Annotated in this window: 11 protein-coding genes; 3 read left to right on the top strand and 8 right to left on the bottom strand. The window is 51.1% G+C overall.

The genetic code is table 11. From position 1 onward, the window contains the following. Positions 1-145: 145 nt before the first annotated feature. From ACFE7X_RS05220 to ACFE7X_RS05235, 4 genes are all read right to left on the bottom strand, one after another. A complete protein-coding gene (locus ACFE7X_RS05220) occupies positions 146-619 on the bottom strand; it encodes a DUF6702 family protein (protein ID WP_375434606.1) in 474 nt (157 codons plus the stop codon). A 98-nt stretch (positions 620-717) separates the two neighbouring features. Further along, positions 718-2,139 carry a site-2 protease family protein gene (locus ACFE7X_RS05225; protein ID WP_375434607.1) on the bottom strand — a complete coding sequence of 474 codons (1,422 nt, stop codon included), beginning with the start codon at positions 2,137-2,139 and terminating at the stop codon, positions 718-720. A gap of 128 nt (positions 2,140-2,267) precedes the next feature. Next, on the bottom strand, positions 2,268-3,440 hold the full coding sequence (locus ACFE7X_RS05230; protein ID WP_375434608.1) for a 1-deoxy-D-xylulose-5-phosphate reductoisomerase: 1,173 nt from the start codon (positions 3,438-3,440) through the stop codon (positions 2,268-2,270). A 190-nt stretch (positions 3,441-3,630) separates the two neighbouring features. Further along, positions 3,631-4,095 (bottom strand): 3-oxoacyl-ACP synthase, encoded by a 465-nt coding sequence (locus tag ACFE7X_RS05235; protein WP_375434609.1) that lies wholly within the window; start codon positions 4,093-4,095, stop codon positions 3,631-3,633. Between the two features lie 527 nt (positions 4,096-4,622). On the opposite strand from ACFE7X_RS05235, the gene ACFE7X_RS05240 reads away from it, so the two are divergent. After that, on the top strand, positions 4,623-5,471 hold the full coding sequence (locus ACFE7X_RS05240; protein ID WP_375434610.1) for a PAS domain-containing protein: 849 nt from the start codon (positions 4,623-4,625) through the stop codon (positions 5,469-5,471). A 26-nt stretch (positions 5,472-5,497) separates the two neighbouring features. On the opposite strand, the gene ACFE7X_RS05245 is transcribed toward ACFE7X_RS05240, so the two are convergent. From ACFE7X_RS05245 to ACFE7X_RS05255, 3 genes are all read right to left on the bottom strand, one after another. After that, entirely contained in the window at positions 5,498-5,911 is a 414-nt protein-coding gene (locus ACFE7X_RS05245; RefSeq protein WP_375434611.1) for a LytR/AlgR family response regulator transcription factor, read from the bottom strand. A gap of 856 nt (positions 5,912-6,767) precedes the next feature. Beyond that, complete coding sequence (locus tag ACFE7X_RS05250) at positions 6,768-8,264, bottom strand: GH3 auxin-responsive promoter family protein (protein WP_375434612.1); 1,497 nt, start codon at positions 8,262-8,264, stop codon at positions 6,768-6,770. Positions 8,265-8,562: 298 nt separating this feature from the next. Then, complete coding sequence (locus tag ACFE7X_RS05255) at positions 8,563-8,832, bottom strand: hypothetical protein (protein ID WP_375434613.1); 270 nt, start codon at positions 8,830-8,832, stop codon at positions 8,563-8,565. A gap of 99 nt (positions 8,833-8,931) precedes the next feature. On the opposite strand from ACFE7X_RS05255, the gene ACFE7X_RS05260 reads away from it, so the two are divergent. Both ACFE7X_RS05260 and ACFE7X_RS05265 read left to right on the top strand, forming a co-directional pair. Continuing rightward, positions 8,932-9,360: an OsmC family peroxiredoxin gene (locus ACFE7X_RS05260; RefSeq protein WP_375434614.1), complete on the top strand. Its 429-nt coding sequence runs from the start codon at positions 8,932-8,934 to the stop codon at positions 9,358-9,360. 192 nt (positions 9,361-9,552) lie between these two features. After that, a complete protein-coding gene (locus ACFE7X_RS05265) occupies positions 9,553-10,041 on the top strand; it encodes a hypothetical protein (RefSeq protein ID WP_375434615.1) in 489 nt (162 codons plus the stop codon). 301 nt (positions 10,042-10,342) lie between these two features. On the opposite strand, the gene dnaA is transcribed toward ACFE7X_RS05265, so the two are convergent. After that, a complete protein-coding gene (dnaA, locus tag ACFE7X_RS05270) occupies positions 10,343-11,836 on the bottom strand; it encodes a chromosomal replication initiator protein DnaA (RefSeq protein WP_375434617.1) in 1,494 nt (497 codons plus the stop codon). Positions 11,837-11,881: the final 45 nt, after the last annotated feature.

Consider the following 11,881-nt stretch of genomic DNA (forward strand, 5'->3'; position numbering starts at 1 on the left):
AGCCTGAGCTTCGCGTATCGTTGCTGAGGTTGAACGACTGGCCTCTATGCGGTACTATTTGCTCAACGATACGCGAAGCTCAGGCTTCGCGCTACAGCCTCGGTCAGCTGGTACACGAACCCGAGAACTGCTTTAGGTCAAGCTCTTACCAGTTGATCTTCTGCTCTTGCTCACCATCCCGAAACAAAACGCTTTGCTTTTTACTGCCAGCTTCCACGTTTACGATGTTCATCTGGTCAGGGAAAGTGGGGAGCAACAAGGAGGGGCGCAAAGTAAAACTGGTAACCGGCTTCGCTAGTTTAACGGTGCAATACAGCCAATGCGCGTCGTTCTCCTTTTGCATGCCCAGCAACTGCAACGGCAGCACCTCCCCCGGCTTAGTTGCGAAAGCCACTGATTTGCGTAGCAGATCCGTTGTTAGTTGCGTCACCAGCGGCTTAGGCGACTGGTCGAGGCTAATAGACGCCGGCCGGCCAGTGGAGAGGGCCGCTTCGAAGTCATCGGTGAAAACTTTAAGCGCAATTTCCAACTGCTGCTTCTGCGCGTTGTAGCGCACGTCCATGATGCTCGCATGATAAGCGTGCGCCCACGCCGTTAGCGTAGCGACGAATAGCAGCATGTGAACTAGAAGCAGTTTGCGGAGCATGAAAAGGTGGCTAGGGTACTCTGTACTTTTTAGGTTTCAAGAAATAAAGGCACTAGAGTTTAAGCTGTCAATTAGGAACCTGAGTTGAACGCTCCTAGAACTGGCTTAATCACCAGCACGAATAACATTAAACTTAAAATTAGAAGAGTACCCACTTTTTGGGCGTTTTCTAGAAAAACATCGGACGGCTTGCGGCCGGCTATCATCTCGTAAAGCAAGAATATAACGTGGCCACCATCGAGGGCAGGAATAGGCAGAAGGTTCATGAAGGCCAATACCATCGATAGTGAACCCGTCAATATCCAGAACCGCTCCCATATCCATTGCCCACCATACTGCTGCGCAATTTCAATTGGGCCACCCAGCGACTTCATCGCAGAGATTTCATTTCGGAAGATCTTACCGAAGGCCTTTATCTGTCCCGTAATAACGCTAAAGGCCTTCTCGGCACCTCTTGGTACCGATTCCAGCAGCCCATACTTATGCGTACCCGTTTTGATCAAGCTCTTAGGTAAAAACCCAATAGTGCCTGACTCATCTACTTGTACTTGTAGTGTTACACGCTGGCCACCGCGTTCAACAAGCAAAGAGGTGGATTTTGGTGGCACTGGCGGCACGGATATACCGCGCAGCCAGTTAGTGAATTGTTGCAGCCGTGAAATATCTTTTGCCTCCGGCTTAAGCGAAGTTAAAGCCTCCTTGAAATCGACATAAAACGGGGTGGGCTGGTTGCCTACTTTTACGATCCTGTCGCCTTCCCTTAGCCCTGCTTTCATTGCTGCCGTCTTTGGCACCACGGAATCTACAACGAAGCGCGTGAGAGGACTCACAAAACCTTGATTTTCGCCGAGACGAGTGGCGAAATCAGGAGGAGTGGAAATATCAATGAACTGCCCAGCCCGCTCGACCGTGTAATAGGTATTTTTATCTAGTACTACATCTTGGTCATACACCTGATCGAAGTCATCGTATGGCCGCCCGTTGATTTTGATGATTTTGTCGCCTCGTTTGAACCCAAGCTCTTCCCCAAATGCATTAGGTTGGATTCCATCACGGACTTCCGACGCGGGTATGTAGCTCTCGCCATAAACAAAAACAACCAAAGCGAAGATTACTATGCCCGTTATGACATTCATAATAATGCCTCCCAGCATCACGATAAGCCGCTGCCAAGCTGGTTTGGCCCGGAACTCGTTCGGCTGCGGCTCCGCGGCCAGCGCTTCGGCGTCCTGCGTTTCGTCGATCATGCCGTGAATTGCCACGTAGCCGCCTAAAGGAAACCAGCCTATGCCGTACTCCGTGTCGCCGATCTTTTTCTTCAGCAGCGCAAAGTTGAGTACGCTAGGCAGTGGAAATAGGAAATCGAAGAAAATATAAAATTTATCGACCCGAATCTTAAAGTATTTCGCTGTTGCGAAGTGACCAAATTCGTGAATGCCAACCAGAATCGAAAGGCCCAGCAGCAGCTGGCCAATCATGGTGAGAATTTCCAAGACTATTTAAAACTGATGTGAAGTGATTATGTAACTGTTCTTCTTTTTAAGTAGCAGTGCTGCATCAACAGGAACAAGACAGAGAACGTGCCCCTGGTAGTGCAGCACTGCTTTCGTTCGCTCATCTCCTAATATCGCGCCAGCCGTTCCTGCGCTATGCGGCGTGCCTCCTTGTCAGTCTGCACGTAGTCGTCGAGCGACGGTTCCGCAAGGTACAAAACGCGCGAAAGGCAATCTTCCACTAGTTCCGACATTTCCAGAAAGCCTACTTCGTCGCGCAGGAAGGCCGCAACGGCTATTTCGTTGGCGGCGTTCAGTACGCACGGTGCGTTGCCGGCCCGGCTCATGGCATCGAAGGCGAGGGCCAAGTTGCGGAAAGCCGTTTTGTCGGGTTGCTCGAAAGTGAGCTGCGGATAATCAAGAAACGAAAAGCGGGGGAAGCTGGCCGGCAGCCGGTGCGGATAACCTAGCGCATACTGAATCGGCAGCTTCATGTCGGGCAAGCCGAGCTGCGCTTTCAGAGAGCCGTCTTCGAACTGCACCAGAGAGTGAATAATGCTTTGCGGATGCACTACTACGTCAATCTGGTCGTCGCGGAGCCCGAACAGCCATTTGGCTTCGATTACTTCCAGCCCTTTGTTCATAAGAGAAGCCGAATCGATGGTGATTTTGGCGCCCATATCCCAGTTAGGGTGCTTGAGGGCCTGTGCTTTCGTAACGGAGGCTAGTTGTATTCGAGAGTGGCCGCGGAAAGGCCCCCCCGAAGCCGTCAGAATTATTTTCTCGATTGGGTTGCGCTCCTCGCCTACCAGACACTGAAAAATGGCGGAATGCTCGGAGTCAACCGGGTACAACCCCACCTTGTATTCTCGCACCAGCTGCGTAATCAACTGGCCGGCCACTACCAAGGTTTCCTTGTTGGCCAGGGCTACGTCTTTGCCCGCCCGAATGGCCGCTACCGTGGGCAGCAGCCCGGCGTAGCCCACCATGGCCGTTAAAACAATGTCGGAGTCGGGACGGCCAGCTACTTCCGTAAGGGCCGCAGTACCAGCCAGCACTTCCGTTTCCGGCTGTCCGGCGAGGGCCGTTTTCACTACTACATATTTTGTCTCGTCGCCGATGACGACGGCGGCGGGCCGAAACTCCCGTGCCTGCTGAATTAGCAATTCGGCGTTGGAGTGGGCCGATAAGACTGTGATAGAGAAGCTAGTAGGATTGGCGCGGACCACATCGAGGGCCTGAGTGCCAATAGAGCCGGTGGAACCGAGCAGGGCAACGCGTTTGGTTAAGGCAGAGGGCATTGATTGGAAAGCTTGCACGACGAAGGTACGGCAATCCGACTGGGCCTGCTACTTGCATCGCCCAAGCCGTTGTATCAATCTCCTTCTCTGGCGTCATGGACCCATACCTGCAACGGTTCATTACAGGTAATGTTTGACTCCGTCAACCGTGCGCAACTGTATAGTGAGTAAATGTGTGCAAACACGTACACTATTCAATACGCTGTATTTGCAACTTTTTCCCATTAAATACCACTTCCTCGCCCGCCCGCTTGCCAGCCAAACTTGCCGCTACCGGCGCGGCGGCGGATACAGCAAAGTAGTCTTGGCCTTCTAACGTAAGCTTCCCGGCACTGATGCTGATGAAGAAACACCCGATGTTAGTATGCACCAGCGCCCCTGGTCGCACGGACTCGGCGGCTACTTCCGGGTTGATGCGCGCCAGTTCTCCCTGTAACTGTAGAGCCTGCTGAAGCTGGACAGCGTTGCGGTTACGCTCCTCCTGGGCCATCGCACGGCCCGTTTCATACTTGTCGCCGGCGCTACTCTTGGTTTCGGAGTTGGCTGATTCTTGCGCGGTGAGCATAGCAGCCTGGGCTGCCTCAATACGCTGCGTTACAAAGGCAGCACAAGCCGCGTGAAGCAAAGCCTTGATTGTAGAAAGACGCTGTATCATTAGTAGTTTAATTGGAAGCGCGTACCACTGTCCTCTGATTCTATACTCCCTCAGCAATTTTGGTACTGCGCGTTATTAGGATAGGTTGGCAGTCCAAACCTAACCGAATAGGTACAACCCAAAACAACTCGGACTCCGGACAGCATTTTAAGGCCATCAACATAGTACAGCTAGCCAAAGAACCGACTGCAACTTACTGCAAGGAAGCCATAATATAACGGCTACAACTGATGCACAGTAACCTGATGATACTCCAAGTTTGCAACCTTACTTAGCGTATTAAGAGCTTATTTTATATAAAATACGCACATGAATTAAATAAATAAAATACCATTTTATCAACGAAGCCATAAATCTAACGTCGACGCTTATGCGTATATAAATGTGCTACTTTCCATTATACAGCTTGAACTACAGGTGTTTGTTTATAACGTGTTTTTAGTTTCAATATATTTCTCATAGAGTGAGCAAGGGCATATCAAAGAATAAGACAATATTGTACATTTGGGCTTTTATTTAGCTATACAATGTCTACTGCTACCATTTCTGTTGCCTCTGATGAAGCTTTAGCTTCCCACATGCTGGCACAAAATCCTAATCCAATATTGCGGCTTTCTTCAACAGCTGAGGTGCTATACGCAAATCTTGCTGCCAAGAAGGTACTCCAACAATTAGCGGCAATAGAAGGTGATTGTCCTATGCAGTATTTGCTGGACTTGGTAAGTCATTCCATTGTTAAGTCAACTCAAGAAATCGCACTGGCCGGACACCATTATTTACTTACCATAGTGTCTGAGCTACAGTCCCATTCCTTTTATTTCACTGACATTACCGAGCGGTATAAGGCCGAGCAACGCCAAGCGGCAGAGCGAGACTTTTTTGAAACGGTTCTGTATCATCTTCCTACCGGAGTAGCCACTTTCGACGTAAAGCACCGCTTCCAATATCTAAACCCTAGCGCAATTCGTAACGACGAAATTCGGGAATGGATAGTCGGCAAAAATAACTTCGAATACTGCACACATTTCAATCATCCAAGGGCGTTGGCTGTATTGCGGCAAGAGATGTTTGAGCGTGCCGTACAGGAAGAAACGGAAGTGAGATGGGAGGAAACCTTTCAAAGCTCAAGCGGTCCTCGGCACTGGCTCCGACTCTACACGCCCATATTTCACCCCAACGGCACGCTACGCCTAGTAGTGGGCTCTAGCGCCGACATCACCGAACAGTACTTAGCCGAGCAGACCGTGCAGCAAGCCCAGTACGAAACCAAAGCAACCGTGCAAGTCCGGGAATCCTTCTTGACGAATACGAGTCATAAAATTAGAACTCCTATGGTTGGAGTACCAAATATAGCGAACTGTCAAGCCCTTCGATAAGGCTAAATTGCTGATTGATAGAACAGTTAGCGCGATGGCGAGTGCGAGCTAACGCGCAACCGTTTGGCTACTCGGTGCACAGCCTGCGCAAAACGGACGTAGTTGAAAGGTTTTATCAAATAATCGGCCACTCGGAGCTCGAAAGCATCCCAGGCATAGTTTTCGTAAGCGGTTGTTAGCACTACTTGAGGTGGTTCCGGCAACAGACGCAACATGTCTAACCCATTCAGGCCAGGCATTCCTACGTCCAAAAAGAGTAGGTCGACGCGCCGCTCAGTGCTAAAGAAATCCAACCCTTCCATGCTGCCCGAAAGTGAAGCTACTAATTGCAAGGAGCCGCTAAGGCGGATATAATGCTCGAGTATAAGGCGGTTTATTTCGTCGTCATCTAATACTGCGCATGTTAAAACTGGCAACGAATCAGTGTAATTGTGCGTCATCTAACGTGGATATTCTTTTATGAAAAAGCAACCAGTCAACAGCAGGTAAGAGCGAAGAGAATTTCTTACGCCCATAAATCGTCGAATACAAATATATAATAATAAAAAGAGGCTTTAACTTTTTATGGTATTGCTTATATAATGTGCCGGCACCCTCTACTATTGGTTGCAAGTCCTGTGTTACTGGAATGCTTCTGTGCGAAGTGATGTACACCCATACTTCTCATTCGCGCTGGTAGCAGTACTCAATAGCACTACAGTGTCCTTGCGCGGCGACTCACTACCAAGCAGCTTTACCCATAATTGGCGCCGGGGCTGCTCCAGCGGGAAATTGTAGGCACACCCCACCAATGTATGCCGAGGTCGAAAACACTGCGCATAGGCCTTGAATAGAGGAAGCTACGAGAACTTTTAGCTAGTTACGGCCTGCCATATTATTTGCGAGCCGTCACTGATCTGCCAGCCGGACAGAAGTTGCCCTAACTTATTAATAGATGCTACTTCAGCGGGCAGTGAAAAGTCTAACCGGCAGCGATACGGATGTGCTTCATTAATATGAAAAACTACTTGTATGGCAGCATGACCTAGCGGGTCGTAGCAGTAAGATTTTAGAGTAAGCTGAGCTGCGTAAGAGGGCGTATCAAATAATACGTAATCCTTGGTAGTTTGTGAGAAAGCTATGAGCCGCTTTCCGAACCACTTCCAAGTGGCCATGTTCCCATAGAAATGCATATGCATTTCTATGGGAACATGGCCACATCAAATGTGTAGTCTGAGCTTTGATCTACACTAGCAGCAATCTTTATTGTCCCTATTACCATTTACACGCTGATTCAGATAATGAGTTTGATAGTTCCTAGCCAACACTTACTAGCCCGTCGGCCACCGCCCGATCATTGCTGAGGCGCGGCACTTTGTTTTGACCACCAAGTTTGCCTAGGCTTTTCATGTAGCGCTGAAAAGCTCCGGTTGGTAATAGGGTGAGTTGCAGCGGGGCCAGAATGCTGCCCGTAAGCAAATCGTCGTAGTAGACGTTGCGGCGGCGCAGGCCGGCTTCCAGCGCAGCGGAAAAGGCAGCGGTATCGTGCGGCGGGCGCGCAAACTCTATCAGCCATTCGTGGCGTGACGGGATGGCAGGGTCATCGCTGACGCGGGGCGCGACGGTGAATTCCACAACTTCCGCTTCCGGGTGCTGCTGCATAGCTTCGCGCAGGGTTTGCTCCACTTCTTCTCCAATGACATGCTCGCCGAAGGCCGATAGAAAATGCTTGATCCGTCCGCTCACGACCACTCGAAATGGGTATTTCTGCACGAAGCGCACCGTGTCGCCGAGGCTGTAGCCCCACAAGCCCGCATTGGAGTTAAGGACCAAAGCGTACTGCTTGTCCAGCTCTACCTCGGCCAGGGAAAGGCGGGGCGGATTGGGTTCGAAGAACTGCTCGGCCGGAATGAATTCATAATAAATTCCGGCATCAAGCAGCAGTAGCAGGCCAGGGTTGCCGGGTTCGTCCTGGAAAGCTAGAAAGCCCTCGGATGCCGGAAACAACTCGATGCTGTCCACGGGCCGTCCAATGGTGTCGAATAGCTTTTTGCGGTACGGCTCAAAATTGACGCCGCCGTACACAAACAAATTAAAAGCAGGGAATACTTCCCCTACCGGCCGGCCCGTGCGGGCCACGATTCGGTCGAAGTACATCTGCACCCATGGCGGAATACCCGAAATCAGCGTCATGGGCGCTGTTAGCGTTTCATCTACGATATGCGCTAGTTTGGTTTCCCAATCGTCGATGACGTTGGTGGCGTAGCTCGGCAATTGATTGCGGCGCAGGTACGCCGGCACATGGTGGTTGACAATGCCCGACAGCCGACCCGTTGGGATGCCTCCCACTTCTTCTAGCTCCGGACTTCCCGACAGAAAAATCAGCTTCCCGTCCAAGAAGGTGCTCTTACCGGTTCGGCGCACGTAGTGCAACAGCGCATCGCGGGCTCCGTTGATGTGGTTAGGAATACTGTCTTTGGTGAGCGGAATGTACTTGGCCCCGGAGGTAGTACCACTGGTTTTGGCCAAATACAGCGGCCGGCCTGGCCAAAGCACATTCGCCTCTCCGTGCTTCACCCGCTCGAAATAGGATGCGAGGCCCTCGTAATCGCGCACGGGCACCTGCCGGGCCAGGTCCTGCGCCGAGAAGATAGCGCCGAAGTCATGCTCTCGGCCAAAAGAGGTACCGCTGGCCTTCGCCACAATGCTACGGAGCACCCGCTGCTGCGTACCAATGGGGTCCTGCTGCCACCGTGCGTACTGGTTGGTAATATAAGCGGCTAGCGGGCGGCTCAAGGCAGATTTCAGGCCCATACAGAGGAATGCGTAAGGATAGAGCGTAAATGTAGAGGCTATTGATTTACGCGCTGCCAGCCCGATGCGTCAAAGTGAGCTGTGTCTACCGGCTCAACCAGTTGTCATGCGCCTAAAAAAGGCGTTATTTTCACCACTCCATGCCCCCTGCTTGTCGCCACAAATATATCTCGGTACTGGACCGCTACGCGGACATCTGGACTGTCATTCGCTCTATATAGAACCTGCTCATCCTGCCAAGCATTGTTGTTACTGGTAATTAGTATGAGTAAGAACCAGGGTACAGTTAACGCTATACTTAGTCCGGCAAAGACACCCCAACTAACTGATTCTTGACTTTTGTATAAAGCTGTAAGCTAACTGCCAGCGGCCACAAAATTCCTGCTCCAAGCCTCACATAGATGAGACTAACATCCAGTTTCTTTACCGTGGCTTCTATAGGCAGCTCTTCCGCAATCCAGGATGCCACAACTATTCCAAAACCTAACCACCCAATTCTAAATATCCAGCGAGTAATTCTAATATAAGTTGAGTTGTTTGAATGCTGAAATTTAGAATTTACTGTCATATACTGATACTTGCCACATAGTTGCTGAACAACTTCAAATAAAACTTCCGATCAAGCTACTCGTTGTAGCTCTAAGCTCATCACTCAACCAACCACATTATGATCAATCAACGCGGAAACGCTGTTTGGAACGGCGACATCAAAGGCAGTGGCAACATCACCACCCAAAGCGGAACGGTTTCGGCTCCTTATTCAGTAGGAGCCCGGTTTGAGGGCCAGAAAGGCACCAACCCCGAAGAGCTTATTGGCGCGGCCCATGCCGGTTGCTACACGATGTTTCTGACCAGCATTTTGACCAAGGACGGCAAGCAAGTGAAGCAAATCAGTACGGAGTCGAAGGTGACGTTGGATACGTCGGGCGAGGTGCCGAAAATTGTCAAGATTTCCCTGACCACCGAAGGAGAAGTGGATGGTGTTTCGCAGGAAGAATTTCAACAATACGCCGAAAAAGCCAAGGAAAATTGCCCGGTTTCGCAAGTGCTAAGTGCCGTTCCGGAAATGGAGCTAGCTTCGGCTACGCTCAAGTAAGCTGATGTTCTTGTCGTGCACTCCGCAGATCAAACGGCGAGAGAAATTTAAAACAACTTGTTCAGTGTTCTTACGCAGATCCTCCCTTGTTGGGATGATAACGTCAATTGAGTGCCTTCCAAAACCGGCTGCGCTCCACGCGTTGCCGGTTTTTCGCTTTCTTTGCCCTTTGTTGCGACTATTCCCGCCGCTATGCCTACAGCTTCTACCCGCATTCGTCTTCAACCAGCTAACACTTCCCGTATTCCATTCTGGGGGCAATTGTCTTTCGGGCTTATTTGGGTAGCCTACACTATAGCGCTGATTGTTAGTGACAGTGGGCTTAATGACATGCATTTTCTGCATTACGTGTTCTTGGTTTTTAGCTTGGTTTATATTGGCTATGTGCTCGTGCACAACGCTCCAGTGTTTGGCACCCAGAGCTATCTGGAATTTACGCCGGGCTACATTGTGCACAAGAATGGCTTATTCCGCGCCAAGCAAGTATTTGCTGCAGAGGCCATTAACCGCTTGGAACTAATGCAACAGCAAGTCCGGGTGCACACCAAACAAGATGGCACCTACTCCTTAAGCCTTCGCGAGGTGCGCGGCCGTAAGCGTAAACGTCAGCTTCGGGAGCAACTCCGCAGCTTTGCCAGCCAGTATCAAATCCCGTTGCATGACGCGCAACCTAATCTGTAGTATAGGCTTTAGTTTGTGCTTTGAATTCTTAAAAACAAAAGAAGGACGCTCTGAAAAGGGCGCCCTTCTTTTGTTTTTATTACCGAGGACTACTTTAAGATAAATATCAGCAGCAAAGATTCACCCTTAACTTCTATTGTCCTTCTGCTATTCGGTGCACCATGCGAAGACAGGAATCTAAGTGAAGTTGTCAACTGTTTAAGCCAGCTTTCTGTCTGCGCAGGTTACGCGAATAGGTGACAAGATTTATTCAGGTATTTCCCAGGATGAGGTGGCGCAAACTGAAACCTGTACTATGCAGCTATTTGCCGGCGAACTTCTTGCGCAGCTCCACAATCTGGTTGCGGAAGCTCTTATCGGAATCGATTAGGTCCGAAACGGTCTGCACAGAGTGGATAACGGTGCTGTGGTCGCGGCCGCCGAAGTGGTGGCCGATGCTCTTGAGCGAATGACTGGTGTGCTCTTTGGCGAAATACATAGCCACTTGCCGCGCCGTCACCACTTCTTTCTTGCGGGTTTTAGCTTTCAGCAAATCCAACGGTACGCTGAAATATTCGGCGCAGGTTTTCTGAATGAAGTCAATATTGACTTCGGCCTCTACTTCCTCAATAATGTGCCGGAGTGCCTGCTTGGCCATCTCCAGGTCGATTTCGCGGCGGTTGAGGCTACTTTGGGCCACCAGCGAAATAAGCACGCCTTCCAGTTCGCGCACGTTGGTATTGACCGAATGTGCTAGGTATTCCACCACCTGCGGCGGAATGTCGATGCCATCCTGCTGCATTTTGTTTTGAATGATGGCCATGCGCGTCTCGAAGTCGGGGCTTTGCAGGTCGGCGGTGAGGCCCCACTTGAAGCGGGAAAGCAACCGGTCTTCCAGCCCTACCAAGTCGCGCGGGGGCCGGTCGGAGGTCATCACAATCTGCTTGCCGGCTTGGTGCAAGTGGTTGAAGATGTGGAAGAACATCTCCTGCGTCTTGTCTTTGCCCGACAGGAACTGCACGTCGTCCAGAATCAAGATATCAACCAGCAAGTAGAAGTTGGCGAAGTCCTGCACGGCATTGGCGCGCAGACTTTCGATGAACTGGTTGGTGAACTTCTCGGCCGACACATACAACACAAATTTGTCGGAGTTGCTGGCTTTGATATGGTTGCCGATGGCTTGCACCAAGTGCGTCTTGCCCAGTCCTACGCCGCCATAAATCATGAGCGGGTTGAAGCTGGTCGTGCCCGGCTTGTTGGCCACGGCTAAGCCGGCTGAGCGCGACAGGCGGTTGCAGTCACCCTCGATATAGTTCTCGAAAGTATAGCTGCCATTGAGCTGCGAGTGCAGGTAGTGTCGGTCAACGGCCTTGGTGGCCTCGAACGGGTTGCGCAGCATGGTTTGTGCCGCCGGCGCCGCTGCCGCCGCCGCTACGTTGCGGGCCGAGGACGACATAGGACCAGCAGCCAAGGCGGCGGCGGGCGTCTCAACCGGCGCCGGACCCGCCACCTTACGGGTAGTGGGCAGGTTGAGGGTGCGGGGCCGGTTCTGGCTGTTGCCTTGGTCCACTACAATGCTGTACTCCAAGCGGCCGTCTGGTCCTAATTCCTGGTGAATAGCGCGCTTCAGCTCCTCGACGTAGTGCTCTTCCAGAAACTCGTAGAAATAGGTGCTCGGTACCTGAATAATGAGCACGTTGTTCTGCAATGCAACCGGAACAATAGGCAAAAACCATGTTCGGAAGCTCTGCTCACCAATGGTAGCTTGGATGACGCGAAGGCAGTTGGCCCAGATTGTATGGCTATCCTTCAACATCAAGTAGTTACGACAAAAGCAGCAGGTGCGTGAGTGGAATAGAAG

The sequence above is a fragment of the uncultured Hymenobacter sp. genome (assembly GCF_964242765.1).
Taxonomy (GTDB): domain Bacteria; phylum Bacteroidota; class Bacteroidia; order Cytophagales; family Hymenobacteraceae; genus Hymenobacter.